Raw genomic sequence first — 19,466 nt, 5'->3', positions numbered from 1 at the left:
TCCTATTAATCAGAACAGAATACTAACAAGAAAAACCGTATAAGCCATCTTATTTTCTAGAGAAAACGATGGTTTATACGGTTCCTTTTTCACGTTACATTAATCTAATTCAACTTTTCCAGTATATAGTTGATAATAAACACCTTTTTCAGCTAATAAATCATCATGACTGCCGCGTTCGATGATTCGACCATGGTCCATTACCATAATAACATCCGAATTTTGAATGGTTGACAGACGATGGGCAATCACGAAAACGGTCCGCCCGTTCATCAAACGATCCATCCCCGCCTGAACATGCTTCTCTGTTCTAGTATCAATACTAGAAGTCGCCTCGTCCATAATCATCACCGGCGGATCAGCAATCGCTGCCCGGGCAATAGCTAAAAGCTGGCGCTGCCCTTGTGACAAGCCTTCTCCGTCTCCGGTAATGACTGTATCATATTTATCAGGCAGGTTATTGATAAAGACCTCTGCATTTGCCAGCTGAGCTGCTTCAACAACATCCTCATCACTAGCATCAAGTTTTCCATAACGAATATTTTCTCGAATCGTACCAGTAAACAAGTGTGTATCCTGTAAGACAATCCCTAAAGATCTTCTCAGAGAATGCTTTTTAATTTTCTTGACATTGATTCCATCGTAACGGATTTTTCCTTCCTGAATATCATAAAAACGATTAATCAGGTTGGTAATAGTTGTTTTACCCGCACCAGTTGCACCCACAAAGGCTACTTTCTGACCTGGCTCTGCATAAAGCTGAATATCTTTTAGAACCCTTTTATTTTCTACATAACCAAAGGATACATCTTCAAACCGAACATCCCCTGTCAGCTCTGTATAGGTAACTGTTCCATCTTCATGGGGATGCTTCCAAGCCCATAGTCCCGTCCGGGCTTGGCTTTCTGCTAAGGCGCCGTTCTCCTGACGTGTTACATTAACCAAGGTTACATACCCATCGTCAACTTCTGACTTCTCATCAATTAGCTTGAAGATGCGGTCAGCACCTGCCAGTGCCATGATAACAAAGTTAATTTGCTGAGAGACCTGACTAATCGGCATGTTCAATGACCGGCTTAGCTGCAGGAAGGAAGCAATCATCCCAATCGTTAAGCCTGAAATACCATAGACTGAGAATAACCCGCCGATAATGGCCAGCAGTACATACTGAATATTCAACAGGTTCATCATAATCGGCATTAGACTGTTCGCGTATTTATTGGCCTGTGTGGCACTCTCACGAAGTGATTCATTGATTTCATTGAATTCTTCAATAACCTTCGGCTCATGATTAAAGATTTTAACAACTTTTTGTCCATGCATCATTTCTTCAATATAACCATTTACTTTTCCCAAATCTTTTTGCTGCTTACCAAAGTATCTGCCACTTCGACCGGCAATTGTCCGAATGGTTAGAATCATGATACCTACTGAGACAATCACGATTAACGTCAGCGGAACACTGATTGTGAACATAGCAATAAAGACACTGACAAAGCTGACAACCGCTGCCAGCAGATTAGGAATACTTTGTGAAATCATCTGCCTTAGCGTATCCGTATCATTAGTAAAATGACTCATGATATCTCCATCAGAATTTGAGTCAAAATAACCAATCGGCAGTGTTTCCATATGGGTAAACATCTGATCACGAATTTCTTTTTGTGTTCCTTCACTAATTCGAACCATAATCAGATTATAAAATAGATTGGATAAAATTCCGATGCCATAGATAAAGGCCATTGTTGTAATAGCCTTCAGCAGACCAGAGAAATTTGGATTCGACTGTCCTAAAAGCGGAGTGATATGATCATCAATAACGACCTGTAGGAACAGAGAACCACGTACATTTGCATACGTACTAATCAGGATGAAGGCAATCACTAGAATTAGAAGAAACTTATATTTTTGAAACATATAAGAAAACAGACGGCCTAGTGTTTTCAGCGGCTGTTGTGGTCCGCGTGCACCTTTTTTCGGATTATTCATCATCTTCACCAAATCCTTTCTGCTGAGATTCATACACTTCCTGATAGATCGGATTTGTTTCCAATAGTTCATCGTGTGTGCCGATTGCATTAATCATTCCTTTGTCCATTACAATAATTCTGTCGGAATCCTGAACAGAAGAAACCCGCTGACCAATAATAAAGGTTGTTGTTCCCGGAATTTCTTTTCTCATTCCTTCTCGAATTAACCTATCTGTTTTTGTATCGACAGCACTTGTTGAATCATCCATAATTAGGATTTTAGGCTGCTTCAGCAGTGCTCTGGCAATACATAACCGCTGCTTTTGTCCGCCTGACACATTGTTTCCGCCTTGAGAAAGCATTGTATCGTACTTATCAGGAAACTCCTGAATAAATCCGTCAGCTTGGGCAATTTTACAGACTCTGATGATATCTTCATCGGTAGCATCTTCATTTCCCCAGCGGAGATTTTCTTTAATCGTTCCAGTAAATAGTACATTATTCTGCAGCACCATACTTACCTGATCCCGCAGTGTTTTCAAATCATAGTCCCGAACATCATGACCACCAACCTCAATAACTCCGTTGGTCACGTCATATAATCGGGGAATCAGCTGAACCATAGTCGATTTCGAACTACCAGTTCCACCGACAATCCCGATGACTTCACCAGGCTTGATGCTCATGTCAGCATGCATCAACGCCAGCTTTTCCGGATCGTTGGCATAGCTAAAGCAAACATCTTTAAACGTCACTGATCCATTGGGTACATCGTATAATGGATCTGCATTATTCTTCAAATCACTTTCTTCCGACAGAACCTCTGTGACACGCTCTGCAGAAGTGCGGGCTATAATGACCATAACAAAAACCATGGAAAGCATGTTCAGACTCATCAAAATCTGCATAGTATACGTAAACATACTAATCAATTCTCCTGTTGTCAGCGTACTGCCCACTACAAATTTTGCACCCAGCCATGAAATCAGCAGCATACAGGTATACACTGCAAACTGCAGCACAGGGTTATTGAAGGCAACTATACTTTGAGCTTTAGAAAAATTCTTGTAGATATCTTTTGATACTGTTTTGAATTTTTCATCTTCGAAGTCTTCTCTCACATAAGATTTTACTACTCGAATTCCCTGTAGATTTTCCTGTACCACATTATTCAAACGGTCGTAAATCCGAAAAACTTTTTCAAAAATCGGATGGGCGAAATAGATAACCAGTGCCAGCCCAATAATCAAAAATGGTACTACCGCTAAATAAATGACAGATAAGTCTTTGTTAATCTTGAAAGCCATCGCTAATGAGAAAATGAAAATCAACGGGCTTCTTACTAACAAACGAATAATCATCTGATAGGCATTTTGAATATTGGTTACATCTGTTGTCATCCGTGTAATCAAACTGGATGTTGAGAACCGGTCAATATTGGAAAATGAGAAGCCTTGAATTTTTTTAAATAAATTGCCTCTCAAATTTTTTGCAAAACCAGCAGACGCTACGGCTGCATAACGGCCGGACATCGCGCCCAAAAACAATGCAATAACTGCACATACGAATAATAACGCGCCATACATCAAAATTGCTTTCGTATCGCCTTTTTCAATACCATTATCAATCATCATCGCCATGACTAAAGGAATAATAATATCTAAGATAACTTCACCAGTCACATAAATCGGAGTGATGATGCTTTCTTTTTTATACTCACCTACATTAGCAAGTAATTTTTTTATCATGTAGTTCGCCTACCTTCCCCAATTTCTATTTTTTTACAATTATCGGATAACTTTTCCAATAAATTGAAAAATGTTTCAAGCTCCTCTTCAGAAATATCCTGAATCAGCTGTTTATCAAATTTTTCCAGCTTGCAGATATTTTCCTTTACCTTTACCTGACCATTTAGCGTCAAAAAAATAGCCTTCAGACGATTATCATCCTTACAGCTCTGACGTTCAATCAGCTGGCGTTTTTCCATTCTTTGCAGGATACCGCTGGCTGTAGAGCGACGAATATCAAATTCATGCTCAATATCCTTTTGATAAACAGGCTCTTCTTTATGGTTCTTTCTGTCAATGAAATTCAGTATACGCATCTGAATTCCGGAAGAAGGTTCACCGTCTTCCTTTAATAGCTCCGCAACTTTTCGATTCAGCTCATTTGCTACAATTTTGACTCGTAACGCTGTTTTTTTACTCATAATCCATTCCTTCTTAAATAGTTCGTTGCCTAACTATTTTACGACATTCTCTTAGAAAAGGTCAAGGAAAATTTCTGAAAACTTCTTATTCTATTATATTTAACTATTCTACTTTTCATGAGAGCGTTTACTAACAACCATTATTTCATCTTTAATCAATAAAATCAAAGAGTACGCAAGCCTAAATGTTTGACTTAAAAGTAAGTTGGACTATAATATGACTCATCAACTGTTGACTAGTCATTCGTTAAAAAGGAGGAGAAAATGATGGAAAACGCAGCCTACAGTGAAATCTTTTTTCTTCTGAAGCAGGCGGATTTGCACATCACTCATCTGTTTGAATCTCAGATGAACATTAGCTTAACGAGATATGAACTACTGCTGCAGCTGGCAAAAAAAGAAGCTGTTTCTCAACGAATACTGCAGGAAAAGCTAGGGATTGATCAAGCTGCTGTTGCTAGGCATCTGAAAATTCTGGAGGAAAAGAACTATATATCCAGAGAACGAAATCCTGAAAATAATCGGGAAGTCTTAGTGTATTTAACTAGCGAAGGAAAAAGCGTGCTTCATGGGTGCGCAGGAAATAAGTCTGAGCTGATTGATTCCTTATTCCGTGACTATTCGCCAGAGCAAATGTGTTCATTTATCCAGTTTCTTACTGATTTTAACCGTCAGGCAGAAGCTGTTGAAGAAATGATTTCAAAAAAGAAAGGATAAAAAGAAATGACAACTTTTAAAAACAATGATTTTTCAGATTTACTAAAAAACCGCCGTTCTATTCGGGCCTATGATCCAGCGGTCAAAATACCGAAAGAGGAAATGATGGAAATGCTGGCAGAAGCTGCTACTGCTCCCTCTTCAGTTAATATGCAGCCTTGGCGCTTTGTGGTTGTTGAATCACAGGAAGGCAAAGATAAGCTAAAGCCCTTAATCCGTTTTAATACAAATCAAAATGATACTTCTTCAGCAATGATTTTAATTTTTGGTGATTTAGAATGCTATAGCTATGGAAAAGAAATTTATGATACTGCTGTTGATTTAGGAAAAATGCCGGCTGAGGTTCGTGATCAGCAGCTTGCTGCAATTTTACCTTATTATGAAAGCTTTTCTAAAGAAAAAATGAATGACGTTGTAAAAATCGACAGCAGCTTATTAGCAATGCAGTTAATGCTGGTGGCCAGAGCACATGGCTATGATACAAATCCGATTGGCGGCTTTGAAGCAGATCAGCTAGCTGCTGCTTTTGATTTGGATTCTGAACGCTACGTACCGGTTATGATTCTTTCTATTGGTAAGGCTGCTGAAGAAGGCTATGAATCAATCAGATTATCACCTGAGAAATTTACCGACTGGAAATAGGGAGGAAAAGCCATGTCTCTGATTTCAATGCTTTTAGTTGGACTTGTGGCAGTGGAACATTTATATATTTTCTATCTGGAAACACTTGCTACAACTTCAGCAAAAACAGCGCAAACTTTTAATGTAAAAACTGAACAGCTAAGAGATACAACCATCAATACCTTATTGAAAAATCAAGGTGTTTACAATGGCATGCTGGCACTTGGATTGCTCTATAGCATATTTTTCTCCAGCAATCCTCTTGAAATGGCTGCTGTTTTTCTAATCATCATCATTACAGTTGCTATTTACGGCGGATTAACCAGTTCAAAATCAATTATTATCAAACAAGGCGGACCAGCAATTCTGGCGTTGCTTAGTATCTTGCTTCTTAAATAGGCTGTCGAGGAGGCGGGGCGACTCTTTGCCGGCGCTTCTCTACGTATTTATTGTCGAAAAAAGGTTAAAACAAAAGGATGTACCTTAAAAAATTGTACATGAAAAATACAATTTTTTAAGGCACATCCTTTTTGTCACAATCTCATCTTTCATTATTCAACCACGGTCCATTCATTCATCGTTTTCCCGTCAGCATCCTTTAGTTCCAACCAGCCATTGGTTCCGCCGAAATATAAAAACAGACCTAATTCATTCACACTTTTTAAAACAATGTCTTCGGTTGTTTTAAAGTTTTTAATTTTATCCTGATAGTCCGCTCGAAGCTTTTCTCCATATTTCCCACTATAACCTAAAGAACCATCTTTGTTTAGTTCAGGTTCTTTCTTCAATATCGCTCCGGCCTTTAACAGCATCTCATTTCTTTTCTGCCAGAAAACCGTTCCTTTACTTTCCCGAAATGCTACTGTGAACTCTATCTGGCTGACTTCCTTAGTCCAGCGGTGACGTGCTTTCGCAGGCTTCGCCTTTACTTTTTCAGGTTCGACTTTCTTATTTAAAGAAACACCAAATTTTTCTAATACCAGTGAAATTTGTTCCACATAGCTTCTTAATGCCTTTTCATGATTCACAGGAATTTTGATGGTTTCCAGCTCTTCTCCTGAGTAAACGCCGTTCTCTATCGCCACCGTAAGTAAAAACTGTTTTAGATAATCAGGCTCCACATCCCAGACAGGAGGGATGAACAAAATACTTTGATTGTAATCAGTTAAAGCCTGCACTGCTGTTTCAGCAAGACCGATTGAAACGACCGCTTTATCCTTTAATAAAACATAAACTGCAGGTTCGTCTATGACTAATTTCTTTTTAACCTTTTCACTAATGACTATTTTTCCCAGAGCTTCCGGCAGTTGAATACACACCTTTTTTTCTGAAATAATCACTTCCGCTTTAATTTCCATAACCCTGCCTCCTTTTTTCTTTATTATATCTTACTCCGTCAGCCGGCTTCTATAAATATGCTTTTTACAAAAAAGCTGCTGAACATTTCCCAACATAAACTCTGTAAAAGCTTCACTAGAATCTTTAACAGAATTTACAGGATTGTTCAACAGCTTCGCCTGATAGTTAACTCAATGTTTTTTCAATTAAGGTCATTGCTTGTGAGCGTTGGAGATTAATCTTTCCTGGTGTGGCCTCAACATACGCCTTCATCATCCAAAAGTAATTTTCCAATTCTTCCTTTAAATACACATCATCAGTCTCTTCATAGATTTTTACCGCATCAGGAACAGCGGCAACTCCTAGTGTATAAAAAACACTGACATCTAACTCTGATAAATTCCCTTGCTGATAGTGCTCGTAGTTGTAGTTAATAATCTCTTTACCGCTGTTGCGAAAGCTGAAAAACAACATACAGCTGCCTAATAAAAGGACAATTAGACGCAGGTAGTTAAACTGCTGCCATAACGCTGCGATAAAAACGCAGACACAAACAAACAGCAGCAGCATAAACCACGAAGTATTAAAGCGTAAAACAGTCAATCCGAAAGAATCAATATACAGCTTCATTTTCGCCAATCCCAGTACAACCAGTCCAAGTGTTTCAACACCAATTAGTGTTAGCCCAACTTTGATTCCTTTTGAGTTGCTGCTGAACATATTAATCACACCAAATATAAGAACATTAATCAATGCAACTGCCAGTAGCTGGAAGAAGCCTTCTCTAGCATAATCAGATAAGCTTTGACCAGCAAATGAACCTTTACTGAAGCTAAGATATCCGTAAATTGCAGTTCCGAAAAAGAGCAGATAAATTGAAATAAAGATTGTTAGTATCGTCCAGAACAGAACATCAGGTCCTTTAAGCAGCGGCAGTGCAAAATGACGAACTTGACTCTTTTTCATGTTTCTATAAATACAGAGAAACAGATAAAAGCCAATTGGAACTGCGAAAATAAAGGTAATTAAATTTTCCATAACATTTTCTGAAATACTCCCTACCAACTGGTAGATAAAATGATCAAACATCGTATCTGCACCTGCCAGTAAGGAAACAACAACTAATACTACCGGCAGCGAGACAGCAATTCCAGCCAGCATATACTTCAAATTCTTATTGCCTTTCCCTATCGACTGATAGATGGAGAAGCTAGCAGAAAAATCTTTCAGAGGCCGCAATAAAAAGCCATCAAGATAGTCAAATATCAGCTGATCATCCAAACGCCCTGTCCTTCTGGAACCAGATAATACTAACACCCAATACATACAGCTCATAAAGAGAAATAGCCCATTTGTTCCCAGCAGCAGCTTATTTTCAAACAGTGAAAATGAGATCCCCAACAATAGATTAAATGCCATAAAGCCGAAATGATACCATTTCATCGTCAGCTTTTGTGATTTACCATAAATAAATACAGCGAGACAAAAAATGCCCGTCAACAACGTTACCCAGACGCCTCCTCGATTCTGTACAATCATTTCCAATGCGAAGAAAGCAATCAAAATACTTACTACACTAAAGATAATGTCCTTCGTTTCAAACTGAAGGGTCGGCTTTGGCTTCTCCTCCAACTCATTTCCATGACCCATTTCCATAAATCATTCATCCTCTCGATACTCCAAGATATCTGCCGGCTGACAATCCAGTGCCCGACATAAGGCTTCCAGCGTGCTAAAACGTATTGCTTTAGCCTTATTATTTTTCAAAATCGAAAGATTAGCTGGTGTTAAATTAATTTTCTCTGCCAGTTCACCGGCACTCATCTTTCGTTTTGCCATCATTACATCAATATTTACAATTATCGGCATTATATTGTAAAATCGTTCTCTTCCTTAATTAAAAGTGCCTGGCAGAACACATTTTTAATTATTCTTACAATAACGCCAACAAAAGCAGCTAGCCCGGCTACAAAAAACCAAGGATAGTAATAGCTTCCTGAAACCAGCAGGAACAAGGCTTCTAAAAAGCACAGCCAGCTAATTCCTCTCAACAGCTTAATATTTTTTTCAGTAAAGGTTTGATTGTTATCAATGTTTTGAATCAGTTGGTACAGCAAAAACAGGATAGCTAAACCTGTTGCCAGACATATCTCCAACGTGAGTATGAAAAACATTCGGTTATCTCTTGAGATGGCATAGTCCGGAATAACAATATCAATAAATACAGATATGAAAACCATAGCCAAAAGAATCAAAAGCCCCAAAATATAGATACACCACGCAGATAGCCGGATTGATTGCTTATCAGTCCAATGCATGCATTATTCCCTCCCTCAGGTACATTTATCATAAGTGACATTTTACTGTTGGTCAATAGATTTTTATCGATAATCGATAAAAATCTATTGTTTTTCAATTACAAAAAAAGATAAAACCCTGTCAAACTGCGGTTTCGTACTAACAAGAATAATTCTTAAAATTTATTAAAGTCCGAAACATATACAAATCCCGCAAAAGATTTTGAAAATGGCAGCAATACCTAAATCTTTTACGGGATTTATATTTTTAGAACAAACTGATATCATCACACTCAACATTCGTATATCTCATGCCTGTTATATCGACTAAGTGAGCATGCTTTAGCATCTCTAGCTTATCCAAGCTTTCCCAGTCCAGCTTAGACCAGTCCCAACTCCCCACATCTGGAATCATGCAGCTTCCTGCTGCAGAAGCACTCAACCGAAACAAGCACTCTTCCTCCTGCCAAAGAGACAAAACAAACGGCATCTCAAAATCCATAATTAGCTTCGTTCCTTCTACGCCCCATGACTTCACCTCAAAACTATCTGTATGGAAAACCTCAGAGCGATTGACTGCCGCCGCTTTTTTCTGATCGACATACTCAAGAGTTTTCAACAGCGGCTTCACACGCTCCAACTCCTCTGCATGCAGCGACACAGTCTCCCACAACAATGTCTCTGACAACAGCTCAATCAACATTTTTCTTTCCATTCTTGTCCCTCCATATAACTTTCAAACATTCTATTCCAATAAACACTAGTTCTAACTTTTTTTTATCTGCCGGAAAATACTTTTTTCGCTCCAGTAGATTTCTCGGTATCTTTTGGGAAAGGGCCATTCCTTTTTAGCTCTTTTTCGTATATCGCTGTCCAGCTTTTCCTGTCCGCCCGGCTTCATGTCATAGCGCTCATGTCTGCGTCGCCAAGGCAGCCAATCAAGAAAACCGGAATCATAGTTGAAGGACTCTGTATCCGCAATCTCTTTTCCAGAGCGGCCTTTCAAGTCATAGCTGCTCACCGAGCTATCAATCAACTGATGCCTAATTCCTGTTACCGCGCCAGCCTGTTCAATAAATACAGGCAAGCCATCTTGGGTTCGAAGCTGGTTCCATTGAGAAATAAATTCACCTGTTTCAACATGAATAATAAATTCAGATAACCCATTAGCAGTTTTCACTTTAGCATTAGCCTGCTTCGCTACTTGTTTTTTCTTATACTTTTTTGAAACAGCTGCCACTTGACTTCGACTCATTCGATTATGAAAACGGGCCGTATCTCTGTAGATAAGTTTTTGTCTCTCTAATCGTGCATAGCTCAGCAGCTTATCATAATCCGTTTCTCCTGTATAATTCGCTCGAATATAAAATAAATTCTGCCGGTCAATATAATGTCGAAGCTGATGAACCATCTGAATTTCCCTTTTACTAGTTCCTTCATCTGCATCTACAAGCAGCCCGGAGGGATACCCTCTCTTGACACACGCAGCCAGCTCCTCTAAAAATTGACTGTGGGGCGCTATACTCAATGAAATCCTATGGGTTCCATACAGCTGCAGCTGATTATGCTCATCCATCCTACTGCCTAGCTGTCGCAGCAGCAGCCGAACTTTTTCCCGATTGCCCTTTTGACTTCCGTAAAATAGCCGGGAATAACCAACTGTCCCTATTTGCCTAGCTTCCAGCTCCAGCTGTTGAATAAGTGCTTCGGCTTCTTCGGGTACTTCTTCGACCTTTTTCTTCAACCAGAAAATACAGGCCCGCAATGCCGGCTCGTCCCAACCATCCTGCTCGATTATTTTTCTTTCTAGTTCAACTAATCTGAAAAGATAGCTGGCGTAGGCTGCTTCAGTCATTTTTATCGGCTTGTACAGCTGATATCGTTCTTCAACCTGCCGACACATTGTATCTAAATCGATAACCGCCACCTTCTCTCCACAGCTTCAATAGCATCTATATTTATTCTACAACAGGCTCCTGTAGGCTTTTTTCAAGCCTTATTTAGCCGCACACTACTTTAAAAATTATATCATTTCAGGTAGTCCGTTTCTAGGAACTGGTGTAAAGAAAAAAATCCGAAGTCAACAACACCCTCGGATTTCCTCTTTCCTCCGTCGTGCGTTACGCTTCCCGGTGGATTTTTCTTAATAATTCAATATCAATTTTTTTCATTTCATACATAGCCATCGTTGTCTGATAGGCTTTTTCAAAATCAGCAGCATCAAAAAGCTGATTCATATCTTCTGTTACTGTTTGCCAAGCAACACCAAATTTATCCTGCATCCAGCCACAGGGATACTCAGCACCATCTAGAGCAATACGCTGCCACAATCGATCAATTTCCTCCTGATTTTCACAATAAACAAAGAAGGAATTCGCCATTGAAAAGCCAAAGTTATGGGAAACTTCACTATCCATACTATAAAAATGCTGATCATATAGTTGAAATTCCGCTATCTGAATATTGCCATTACTATCCGGCACTCTGGATAAAACTTCCCCCTGACCAAAAGCATCGAACCAATAGGTCATTGCTTCATCCGCTCTTCCATACAGTTCATTAGCAAACAAAAGTGCTGGCGTGATGGTCTGTTTGCCTTTCGCTAGTTTTAATTGCCATGAAAAACCATACCGGTCATTGGTCCAGCCAAAAAGTCCAATTCCGGGAAGCTCTGACAGCTCCATTAAAACGTCTCCTTCAGCACTTAACTGCGCCCACAGCTTACGAAGTCCAGCCTCTGTTGCTACCGTCACAACATATGAGACTGCTGGTGTGGGAGTAAAATCAGGTCCGCCATTTAGTAAAATGAATTCATGACCACCTAGCTCTAAAGTAATTGTCAAAATATCTCCTTTGCTTCCGTGAAGATCATCTACAAAATAGCTGATATTTGTCTGACGGGCATCTTCAAAAACCGATAAATAAAAGTCCGCTGTTTCCTGAGGTTTTTCTTTCAGCCATAAGCAGCTGCCAAATTTATGGGTCATCATGAATCACTCCTTCTTTTCTTTTGATTGTGTTAGACATCTCTTGCTGCATACTCCAGTCAAAGCTTGTGCAGGGAAAAATCATATGGATTCACTGAAAATCTTTCACCTTCCCCTAATCGAAAGATGATTTGGGTACAAGGATTCCTACCTTCGTTAAAGATTAGCTAGCCATTTGCAGACAACCATTCTTCCCGAAGTGCAGACAAACATAATCGGACTCCCCACACACTTCTTATCGTCTGAATCTATTTTCATGCCAAGTGTACCATCTTCTCTATTCTCAACATAATCATCTGTTTCACCGAAAAAATCCAGCTACAGCTCGCCAGCTAAAGGATGATTGCGGCACACCTGTTCCGTTACCCAGTCTTCTTTTTATTATCCTTTAATATCCCGCTGACGATAGCCAACAAGACCAACAGCTGTCAACACTGCTGCTGCCCCACAAATTATCAGCAAAGGGAACCAATCCATAGAATCAACTGGTATTCTTGGAATATAGCTAAATACAGAGATACGGTTAACCCACTCAGGAATATTCAGCATATTGCCAAGATAATCAACAAAAAATGAAAAGACCAGATATGCCCAAATCAAGCTGCTCCATTTTGGCAGAAAACCGATTAAACACACACCCATTCCAAGAACAAACCAGATAGCAGGCAGATAAGCAAAACCGGATTGAAGCATCACATTTAAAGCAATTGGTGTCGTCATTACACTACTGGAGGCTATATACAAACCTGTGATTGCTGCTCCCATCATGATTACTGAAGCAACGACAGCTATGATTAAATACCCGCCAAACAGCTGATACCTAGTTATTGCTTTTGAAAATAGCTGCTCTAAACGACCTTTCTTTTCCTCTGAATAAATCTTCAACCCCACACTTAATACAGGAATAGAACTCAAAATAGCAAGAATGACCATTAATACCGTCATAAACTGTTCAGTTAACGAGTAGCTGCTGTTCTTCGGCAGCAGCATAACCAGCATTTCATTTGATTGGAAGAAGCTATCTAAATCACCGAAAAATGAACCATAACTTGCCCCAGCAATCAAAAGAGCAACACCCCAGCTGATTAGTGTGGTTTTCATCAAGCTTAGACTGAAGCCTATCCTGCTTTTCAAAAATCTGCCAGCATGTTTTCGACCAGCTCTTTGAGGAATAAAGCCTGCTTCTAAATCTCGAATACTGTTAAGATAAGCAGCTAACCCAAATACCAAGAGTGCAAAGACGATACTTAAGACGATCGGAAGCCAGTTATTGTTCACGTAAACCTCAGTCTTATAAACCCAAGCCAAAGGCGACAGCCAGGACAGCTGTTTATTGCTCAAATCTGTAAACCCCCGATAGAGATAAGCGGCACCTAAAATACCTAAGGAAAAACCAACTGTTCCCCGATTGGTTTCTGCCAACTGAGCAAATACCGCTGTTACAGCAGAGAACACCAAACCCGCACCGGCCAACGCAGCGCCATATAAAATAGAAGCACTCATCGGCATTGTCTCAATGCCCAGCAGTCCTACACCAATACCATTAGTTCCTGCAATAAAAAAAGAAATAATGACCATTTCTGCAAAAACAGCTATCAAGGTTGCCAAACGTCCAACAGGAAGAACCCGAATCATTTCCAGCCGGCCATCCTCTTCTTCACCTCTTGTGTGCCTTGCAGTTAACAGAATCATCATAATTGCCGCTGCAATAGCCATCAGCAAGGTCATCTCATGACCAAACATAGCACCGAGAGTATAATTATCTAAGCTTTCACTTGGGCCAATCATCGCAATCATGGCCGGATTTTTCACTGTCTCAGCCATTACCTGCCGTTCCTCTTGAGTGGAAAACAGCTCTGGAAAGGCTGCCGCTACAGTGATTGATAAACCAGCCAATCCCAACAGCCAGCAGCCAATCTGCCAGCGGTCTCTGCGCAGGTTCAGCCGCAGTAATCTCAGCCAGCCTGAAAAGTAGATGCTCATCTTAACGATCCCCTTCCAGCTTGCCGTCTTTATCCTCATAATGTCTCATAAACAAATCTTCCAGCGTTGGGGGCGTACTTTCTAGTTTAACAACTGAAAAGGGAACCAAATATGCAATCATTTCACCTAACCGCTCAGAATCGATTTGAAAACTGAATGCTGTTTCTGTTCCGGTAACCTCATGAACACCAGGCTGTTTCGACAGCTCTGGTACAGCCGTTTTAGTTTCTATCTTCAACAAAGTTCTTGTTAGATGCCTCATCTCATTTAAAGAACCTGTTTCTATAATTTTTCCCTCCCGAATTATCGTAATACGATCGCACAACCGTTCTACCTCGGAGAGAATATGGCTGGAAAGCAACACTGTTTTCCCCTGTGCCTTAACTTCCTCTACACATTCCTGAAAAATCCTTTCCATCAGCGGGTCTAAGCCAGAGGTGGGTTCATCAAGGATAAATAAGTCTGCATCACTAGAAAATGCTGCAATTAAAGCCACCTTTTGCCGGTTTCCTTTTGAGTAAGTACGGCATTTTTTTGTTGGGTCCAAATCAAATTTTCTGATTAGTTCTTCCCGTTTCTGCGGATTTGGCCGCCCCTGTAGAGACATAAATAAGTCAATAACCTCGCCGCCTGTCAGATTCGGCCACAAGTTTACATCTCCTGGTACATAGGCGAGATTCTTATGAATTTCAACAGTATTTTTCCAGGAATCCTTTGAGAACACACTGGATTCACCAGAATTCGCTTTAATAATTTCCAACAAGGTTTTAATCGTTGTAGATTTTCCTGCGCCATTTGGACCAATAAAACCAAACACTTCTCCCTGCTTCACCGTTAAACTAATAGATTTTAGCGCCTCAAAATGTCCAAACCGCTTGGTTACATTGGTCATTTCAATAACATTAGTCATATTTACCCCTCCTGTACTTTTTCATCACTAACACTAACCATTTAATTATGAATTATAATCCTATTGATAATTCATAATATACGCCGATTCACTTTTTTTAGCAACAAATTATGTATTTTAATCGTTGAAATAATTCAAATAATATTCTATATTAAAATTAAGACTTATCTGGAATCTACAGCAAACACTAAAGCTTCATGTGGTCTTGAAACAGATTATATCAATAGTAAAGGAGCTGACAGATTAGATGAACGGTTTTGAAAAAAGAAGAAAGCAAAAAGAAGAAAGCATTCTAAAAACAGCTCTCCACCTATTTCTATCTGAGGGGCTCAAAAATACATCCGTGCAGATAATATCAAAACAAGCAGGGGTTTCACCGGTTACAATTTTTAACTATTTTAATTCAAAAGAAAATCTAATAACACAAACCTGCTTTCTTTACTTAAATACTATGTATGAAGATTTTTTTCATATGGTCCATTCTGATAAAGGCTTTGAAGAAAAGATGCATTTTTTGATTTTTACCAAGAATCAGGTTTCTAAAGAAATACATCCTGAATTTTATGAAGCCCTGATGGCCGAATACAGCAAACCGAATAATCCTGCCATGAAGGATTTTTTGAAAAAAGGAACTGATTTGTATCTGCTTTTATTTGAACAGGGTAAAAGGGAAGGGATGATTAGTAAAGATTTATCTGTTCCAGCGCTAATGCTGTACATGCAGTTATTAACTACCTCGATGCAGGACCAAGGCATTTATAACAAAATCCTGCCATATACAGATGAAATCATGGATATGTTTTTATATGGGATTTATGGGAAACGATAATGCCACAACTGATTTTTGAGCCATAAGAATTAACTATGCCTTATGCGTTCATCCTCATTTATTTTGATTGTTTAATTACAATCAGTCAACATAATAAAAGCTTTAGAATTTCCCACACATGAGAGATTCTAAAGCTTTTTGATTTAACTACTCAATCATATAAATTATTGTCTATCTCTGTCGCTGCTTTTTCAAATTCCTGATGACTCGCTTGAACCTTTTTCTCTTTAGGCGGAAATGTTTTGTCGAAAGCCTCCATCTTTGCTTCATCCGGATACATCGACTCTGAAAAGTGAATGCTGCCGCTAATTCCTGCTAATGCTCCTTCATATAAAGGAAGAGCCATAATTCCTGTATAAAATTTACCGTCAGGCATTGATATATTGTATTTTTTACTGCCGATAAATCCATATGGCTGATAATGATACGGATAGCCGCCAAGGATAATGGCATTAAAGCCCTGTTTTTTCGCCTCGTTAATGGAATGCTCAATCAGCATACGTCCAAACCCTTGTCTATGATATTCCGGTAAAATACTAACCGGACCAAATGAGATGACTGGATATTCCGTCCCATCTTCGGCCACAACCTTCGCCTGAGTATATAAAATACTGCCGATAATTTTATCATCTAATTCAATGACAAAGGACAATTCTGGAATAAAGTCAGCATGTTTGCGAATGTTATGCGCGATATAATGTTCAAAAGCTCCTGGAACATATAAATTCCAAAATGCTTCCCGGGTTATTTCTTCCACAATTCTATAATCTTTTTCTTCTTCAAGTCTGATAGTAACAGCCATCCTTGGTCTACCTCCCAAATCTTTCATTCTTTATTTATTATAAACGGGTATTTTTTTAGTATGAGTGATACAAAAAATTCTTAGTTATTCTTGCGTGGGAAATTGCTTTAAAATAGAAAAAATCTTTTCTATATACTCATTTGGATATTTATTTATATACTCGCAGTGTCCATAACCATTAAAAATCTGAATATCTACATTTCCAGTTTTTTTAATTCTACGGATACTAAATCGTGCGGGTTCTTTACTTCCAAACAGAAAATGAAAATTTTTTTGACTAGTCTTATTCAGAACAAATAAATCATTGCTATAGCAGGCTTCTACTAATCTTTCTATAGTTGATTTTGTCATGGTACTGGTGATTTTCACCATCCTCTCACCTCTCCCGGGGAAAGAAGCTTCAAATTTTTTTGTCATATAATCTGGTTGTTTTCTACTTTTCTTCCATATCTGGAGGAAAATGACTTTAGCTATGGATTTAATCACTTTTCCAAATTTAAAAAAAGGAATACCGTCTAAAATGGTTTGTTTTACTTTAATCGTTGAATCTCTTGAAACACCTAATGCAACAAGTGCACCTAAAGACGAACCCATTATGAACTCTAATTCACAACAATTATACTTAGTTAAGTATTGTACTATTTTGTTAACTTGATCGTTAAGACTAGAAAATTCAGTATTTCCATCATGACCATCTAGCGTAGGTCTAATGACACAGTATTTCTCTTTTAATTTTTCTGCTAAATCATCGAAACAAGTTGAATCGTTTAACATGGCATGGATTAATAATACTTTAGGGGAAGAATATTGACCACTTACGACAAAATCCATTTTTTAACCTCTCTTTCAATCTTTTTTGGTTGAAGATTTCTCAAAATCTTTTTTCAACATTTCAACCGCCTTCTCCTGATAAGCATATCCCATAAGTGAGTAATATAAATCGGTATTTTTTTCATTACTATCTAAATTGTCTAAACATTTTATTGCAAAATCCTGAATATCTTTTGTTGTAACACCTATTTTACCCATCAACATCTCATTCATAAATGACAAACCCATCACTTGAATTTCTAACTCTCGTATTCTATCTTCCAAAATTTTATTCCTCCAATTTATCCTTTTTGTGAATTCTAACGATTTTGTGATTCACTCTTCTTTTCAAATTCTTTCTTAATTATATTTATTAACGCTAAACAAATAATTATAGACAAAAAGTATTCCACTAATGTTTAAACTTTGTTATATTGTAGTAAATACTACACTAAGGAGAACATTATGAGAAAGTTAGAAAAGATTATGAACGTAGTTTTAGACATGTTAGCATTTTCAACAATCTATCTTACTATACTAACTAGTGATATATTCGCTGACAAGCAACCCTTAGTTCTCTGGAATATGCTTTCTACACTTACAGCAATAATGACTTTTATTGCTTCTAATTCACTTATTATTTCTCCTGTTTTCAGAATCCATACAAAGTCATTTAAGGATCTTACTTTAGCATTCCAATGTAATATACTAATTTCTCTGTTTTTCTTTAAATTTATGCCTGAGTCGTTATTGCTTTGTTACATTATTGTACTAGCTATTGGACTCATCTCTGCTTTTTTTGTCCGAATAACTTTTGAACATAATACTCTTCCTGATGAAGACCTAATTTTTTTGAGCCTAGTTAGTATGATTGTATCGCCTTCAATTTATTTTATTTTTTTTGCTCTTCCAATCATACAGAAAATGGATTTTACTTTTATTAGAAGCGAAATTATTTCTCCGCTCATTGTTTTGGCGATTACTACAGCTATAACAAAAATATTCAACTATTTCAAAAATAAATAGTATTTATCAATATCTACCTTCTGAGAAGCCTAACTATTTTCAGCTTCAGGAATTTTTACCGTTCGCTTTTAGAAAAATTGTTTTCTACATCTATTTTTTGAACAACAACCCAACAGCCATCATATTTGAAGTCGTAAATCACGTGCAAACCAAGGACTTCATGAAAAATAACTGGTTGTTTATAAATCTCTTCTTTAATAGCAATATCATAAATAGCAATATCATAATTTTTAATCCCGCTTGTTAACTCAATGTCGAAATCGGATACATCCATTCAAATTCCCCCGGATTAGTTTACTAGCAGCGTTGACAATCACACTTCTATACTCTACTATTAATTCAAATTAACCCCGTTCTCTTCAATAAACTTTTTTGGCTATCTCAGTTTTGAGAGAACCTTTTATTTTCTTAAAAAACGTCTGTTTCTGAGAATATTCACCAAGAGTTATCCTAAATGGTCAAAATGCACTAAGAATCATCCTCTCACAAACGCTCATTTTTGAAAATCCATTATTTTGTGCTTAATATTTATTTGCGGATTTCTCTCAGATAAAAACAGACTGAATTTTTTAATACCAACAGAATAAAAGTATATAATTGTTCTTTCATACGCGGCCCGTTCTTTCAAAAACGATTCGCATACTTTATAATTTTGATAGGTGCAGATAGTCACTCAAAATAGATTTTATGATATTGCTTTGATTTTTTCTAGAGAAACGATTAAGAAACTCATCTCATATTATTCATACTAAAAAAACATGAGGTTGCGACAGAAAGGCACTGACCCCCAAGAATGAGAATATAAAAAAGAGGCACCTCCGTTGAATTTATTTTATATAATAAATTTAGCGGAGGTGCTTTTGATGAAGAAAAAAATGGCGTATTCTCTTGAAGTCAAAGAGAAAGTAATTGAATTGAAAATTGAAGGAAAGACAACAAAAGAGATACTAGAGCTGACAGGGGTTAA

The 19,466-nt window shown here is 38.0% G+C and carries 21 protein-coding genes; 5 read left to right on the top strand and 16 right to left on the bottom strand.

Annotation, left to right across the window (positions count from 1 at the left end):
- Positions 1-99: 99 nt before the first annotated feature.
- Genes AC1Z3K_RS14045 through AC1Z3K_RS14035 form a run of 3 tightly spaced genes read right to left on the bottom strand, consistent with a single transcriptional unit; the run spans position 100 to position 4,179 of the window.
- On the bottom strand, positions 100-1,992 hold the full coding sequence (locus tag AC1Z3K_RS14045; protein ID WP_426081951.1) for an ABC transporter ATP-binding protein: 1,893 nt from the start codon (positions 1,990-1,992) through the stop codon (positions 100-102).
- Complete coding sequence (locus AC1Z3K_RS14040) at positions 1,982-3,718, bottom strand: ABC transporter ATP-binding protein (protein ID WP_461733034.1); 1,737 nt, start codon at positions 3,716-3,718, stop codon at positions 1,982-1,984. The genes AC1Z3K_RS14045 and AC1Z3K_RS14040 overlap by 11 nt, the downstream gene beginning before the upstream one ends.
- A complete protein-coding gene (locus AC1Z3K_RS14035; protein WP_461733033.1) occupies positions 3,715-4,179 on the bottom strand; it encodes a MarR family winged helix-turn-helix transcriptional regulator in 465 nt (154 codons plus the stop codon). Before AC1Z3K_RS14035 ends, AC1Z3K_RS14040 begins: the two co-directional genes overlap by 4 nt.
- Before the next feature lie 264 nt (positions 4,180-4,443).
- Here AC1Z3K_RS14035 and AC1Z3K_RS14030 point away from each other — a divergent pair, with 264 nt between their 5' ends.
- The 3 genes from AC1Z3K_RS14030 to AC1Z3K_RS14020 are packed head-to-tail and all read left to right on the top strand — an operon-like array spanning position 4,444 to position 5,916.
- On the top strand, positions 4,444-4,896 hold the full coding sequence (locus AC1Z3K_RS14030) for a MarR family winged helix-turn-helix transcriptional regulator (RefSeq protein WP_426081954.1): 453 nt from the start codon (positions 4,444-4,446) through the stop codon (positions 4,894-4,896).
- A gap of 6 nt (positions 4,897-4,902) precedes the next feature.
- Entirely contained in the window at positions 4,903-5,538 is a 636-nt protein-coding gene (locus AC1Z3K_RS14025) for a nitroreductase family protein (protein WP_461733032.1), read from the top strand.
- Between the two features lie 12 nt (positions 5,539-5,550).
- Positions 5,551-5,916 carry a DUF1304 domain-containing protein gene (locus AC1Z3K_RS14020; RefSeq protein WP_461733031.1) on the top strand — a complete coding sequence of 122 codons (366 nt, stop codon included), beginning with the start codon at positions 5,551-5,553 and terminating at the stop codon, positions 5,914-5,916.
- A gap of 152 nt (positions 5,917-6,068) precedes the next feature.
- Here AC1Z3K_RS14020 and AC1Z3K_RS14015 read toward each other — a convergent pair whose 3' ends face one another.
- From AC1Z3K_RS14015 to AC1Z3K_RS13975, 9 genes are all read right to left on the bottom strand, one after another.
- Positions 6,069-6,875 carry a hypothetical protein gene (locus AC1Z3K_RS14015; protein ID WP_426081957.1) on the bottom strand — a complete coding sequence of 269 codons (807 nt, stop codon included), beginning with the start codon at positions 6,873-6,875 and terminating at the stop codon, positions 6,069-6,071.
- 166 nt (positions 6,876-7,041) lie between these two features.
- Entirely contained in the window at positions 7,042-8,511 is a 1,470-nt protein-coding gene (locus AC1Z3K_RS14010; RefSeq protein WP_461733030.1) for a DUF4153 domain-containing protein, read from the bottom strand.
- A gap of 3 nt (positions 8,512-8,514) precedes the next feature.
- On the bottom strand, positions 8,515-8,724 hold the full coding sequence (locus tag AC1Z3K_RS14005; protein ID WP_426081959.1) for a helix-turn-helix domain-containing protein: 210 nt from the start codon (positions 8,722-8,724) through the stop codon (positions 8,515-8,517).
- A complete protein-coding gene (locus tag AC1Z3K_RS14000) occupies positions 8,724-9,173 on the bottom strand; it encodes a DUF2975 domain-containing protein (protein ID WP_426081960.1) in 450 nt (149 codons plus the stop codon). Before AC1Z3K_RS14000 ends, AC1Z3K_RS14005 begins: the two co-directional genes overlap by 1 nt.
- Before the next feature lie 247 nt (positions 9,174-9,420).
- Positions 9,421-9,867: a hypothetical protein gene (locus AC1Z3K_RS13995; RefSeq protein ID WP_461733029.1), complete on the bottom strand. Its 447-nt coding sequence runs from the start codon at positions 9,865-9,867 to the stop codon at positions 9,421-9,423.
- Between the two features lie 51 nt (positions 9,868-9,918).
- Positions 9,919-11,079 carry a DUF3114 domain-containing protein gene (locus AC1Z3K_RS13990; RefSeq protein ID WP_461733028.1) on the bottom strand — a complete coding sequence of 387 codons (1,161 nt, stop codon included), beginning with the start codon at positions 11,077-11,079 and terminating at the stop codon, positions 9,919-9,921.
- Positions 11,080-11,272: 193 nt separating this feature from the next.
- Positions 11,273-12,139, bottom strand: a complete 867-nt coding sequence (locus AC1Z3K_RS13985; RefSeq protein ID WP_461733027.1) for a VOC family protein — start codon at positions 12,137-12,139, stop codon at positions 11,273-11,275.
- A 381-nt stretch (positions 12,140-12,520) separates the two neighbouring features.
- Positions 12,521-14,122, bottom strand: coding sequence for an ABC transporter permease (locus AC1Z3K_RS13980; protein ID WP_461733026.1), 1,602 nt, complete (start codon positions 14,120-14,122; stop codon positions 12,521-12,523).
- A 1-nt stretch (position 14,123) separates the two neighbouring features.
- Positions 14,124-15,032 carry an ABC transporter ATP-binding protein gene (locus tag AC1Z3K_RS13975; RefSeq protein WP_461733025.1) on the bottom strand — a complete coding sequence of 303 codons (909 nt, stop codon included), beginning with the start codon at positions 15,030-15,032 and terminating at the stop codon, positions 14,124-14,126.
- Between the two features lie 247 nt (positions 15,033-15,279).
- Between AC1Z3K_RS13975 and AC1Z3K_RS13970 the strand changes: the two genes are divergently transcribed.
- Positions 15,280-15,861 carry a TetR/AcrR family transcriptional regulator gene (locus AC1Z3K_RS13970; RefSeq protein WP_426081966.1) on the top strand — a complete coding sequence of 194 codons (582 nt, stop codon included), beginning with the start codon at positions 15,280-15,282 and terminating at the stop codon, positions 15,859-15,861.
- A 151-nt stretch (positions 15,862-16,012) separates the two neighbouring features.
- On the opposite strand, the gene AC1Z3K_RS13965 is transcribed toward AC1Z3K_RS13970, so the two are convergent.
- The 3 genes from AC1Z3K_RS13965 to AC1Z3K_RS13955 all read right to left on the bottom strand — a co-directional run bounded on the left by AC1Z3K_RS13965 (position 16,013) and on the right by AC1Z3K_RS13955 (position 17,758).
- On the bottom strand, positions 16,013-16,663 hold the full coding sequence (locus AC1Z3K_RS13965; RefSeq protein WP_461733024.1) for a GNAT family N-acetyltransferase: 651 nt from the start codon (positions 16,661-16,663) through the stop codon (positions 16,013-16,015).
- Between the two features lie 84 nt (positions 16,664-16,747).
- Entirely contained in the window at positions 16,748-17,494 is a 747-nt protein-coding gene (locus AC1Z3K_RS13960; RefSeq protein ID WP_461733023.1) for an alpha/beta fold hydrolase, read from the bottom strand.
- 15 nt (positions 17,495-17,509) lie between these two features.
- Positions 17,510-17,758 carry a hypothetical protein gene (locus AC1Z3K_RS13955; protein WP_461733022.1) on the bottom strand — a complete coding sequence of 83 codons (249 nt, stop codon included), beginning with the start codon at positions 17,756-17,758 and terminating at the stop codon, positions 17,510-17,512.
- A gap of 180 nt (positions 17,759-17,938) precedes the next feature.
- Here AC1Z3K_RS13955 and AC1Z3K_RS13950 point away from each other — a divergent pair, with 180 nt between their 5' ends.
- Positions 17,939-18,499: a hypothetical protein gene (locus AC1Z3K_RS13950; protein WP_426081971.1), complete on the top strand. Its 561-nt coding sequence runs from the start codon at positions 17,939-17,941 to the stop codon at positions 18,497-18,499.
- Between the two features lie 55 nt (positions 18,500-18,554).
- On the opposite strand, the gene AC1Z3K_RS13945 is transcribed toward AC1Z3K_RS13950, so the two are convergent.
- Positions 18,555-18,773: a hypothetical protein gene (locus tag AC1Z3K_RS13945; RefSeq protein WP_426081972.1), complete on the bottom strand. Its 219-nt coding sequence runs from the start codon at positions 18,771-18,773 to the stop codon at positions 18,555-18,557.
- Positions 18,774-19,466: the final 693 nt, after the last annotated feature.

The organism is Enterococcus sp. LJL128 (assembly GCF_056924295.1).
Note: the sequence above shows the minus strand (reverse complement) of the source record. Positions and strands in the feature narration are given on the sequence as shown.

Excerpts from the sequence above, each read along its gene's own strand:
- AC1Z3K_RS14010 (WP_461733030.1), bottom strand. The coding sequence starts at position 8,511 with ATGGAAATGGGTCATGGAAATGAGTTGGAGGAGAAGCCAAAGCCGACC.
- AC1Z3K_RS13985 (WP_461733027.1), bottom strand. The coding sequence starts at position 12,139 with ATGACCCATAAATTTGGCAGCTGCTTATGGCTGAAAGAAAAACCTCAG.
- AC1Z3K_RS13970 (WP_426081966.1), top strand. The coding sequence starts at position 15,280 with ATGAACGGTTTTGAAAAAAGAAGAAAGCAAAAAGAAGAAAGCATTCTA.
- AC1Z3K_RS13950 (WP_426081971.1), top strand. The coding sequence starts at position 17,939 with ATGAGAAAGTTAGAAAAGATTATGAACGTAGTTTTAGACATGTTAGCA.
- AC1Z3K_RS14025 (WP_461733032.1), top strand. The coding sequence starts at position 4,903 with ATGACAACTTTTAAAAACAATGATTTTTCAGATTTACTAAAAAACCGC.
- AC1Z3K_RS13945 (WP_426081972.1), bottom strand. The coding sequence starts at position 18,773 with ATGGATGTATCCGATTTCGACATTGAGTTAACAAGCGGGATTAAAAAT.
- AC1Z3K_RS14015 (WP_426081957.1), bottom strand. The coding sequence starts at position 6,875 with ATGGAAATTAAAGCGGAAGTGATTATTTCAGAAAAAAAGGTGTGTATT.
- AC1Z3K_RS13975 (WP_461733025.1), bottom strand. The coding sequence starts at position 15,032 with ATGACTAATGTTATTGAAATGACCAATGTAACCAAGCGGTTTGGACAT.
- AC1Z3K_RS13980 (WP_461733026.1), bottom strand. The coding sequence starts at position 14,122 with ATGAGCATCTACTTTTCAGGCTGGCTGAGATTACTGCGGCTGAACCTG.
- AC1Z3K_RS14005 (WP_426081959.1), bottom strand. The coding sequence starts at position 8,724 with ATGCCGATAATTGTAAATATTGATGTAATGATGGCAAAACGAAAGATG.
- AC1Z3K_RS13960 (WP_461733023.1), bottom strand. The coding sequence starts at position 17,494 with ATGGATTTTGTCGTAAGTGGTCAATATTCTTCCCCTAAAGTATTATTA.
- AC1Z3K_RS13965 (WP_461733024.1), bottom strand. The coding sequence starts at position 16,663 with ATGGCTGTTACTATCAGACTTGAAGAAGAAAAAGATTATAGAATTGTG.
- AC1Z3K_RS14035 (WP_461733033.1), bottom strand. The coding sequence starts at position 4,179 with ATGAGTAAAAAAACAGCGTTACGAGTCAAAATTGTAGCAAATGAGCTG.
- AC1Z3K_RS13995 (WP_461733029.1), bottom strand. The coding sequence starts at position 9,867 with ATGGAAAGAAAAATGTTGATTGAGCTGTTGTCAGAGACATTGTTGTGG.
- AC1Z3K_RS14000 (WP_426081960.1), bottom strand. The coding sequence starts at position 9,173 with ATGCATTGGACTGATAAGCAATCAATCCGGCTATCTGCGTGGTGTATC.
- AC1Z3K_RS14040 (WP_461733034.1), bottom strand. The coding sequence starts at position 3,718 with ATGATAAAAAAATTACTTGCTAATGTAGGTGAGTATAAAAAAGAAAGC.
- AC1Z3K_RS14045 (WP_426081951.1), bottom strand. The coding sequence starts at position 1,992 with ATGATGAATAATCCGAAAAAAGGTGCACGCGGACCACAACAGCCGCTG.
- AC1Z3K_RS14030 (WP_426081954.1), top strand. The coding sequence starts at position 4,444 with ATGATGGAAAACGCAGCCTACAGTGAAATCTTTTTTCTTCTGAAGCAG.
- AC1Z3K_RS14020 (WP_461733031.1), top strand. The coding sequence starts at position 5,551 with ATGTCTCTGATTTCAATGCTTTTAGTTGGACTTGTGGCAGTGGAACAT.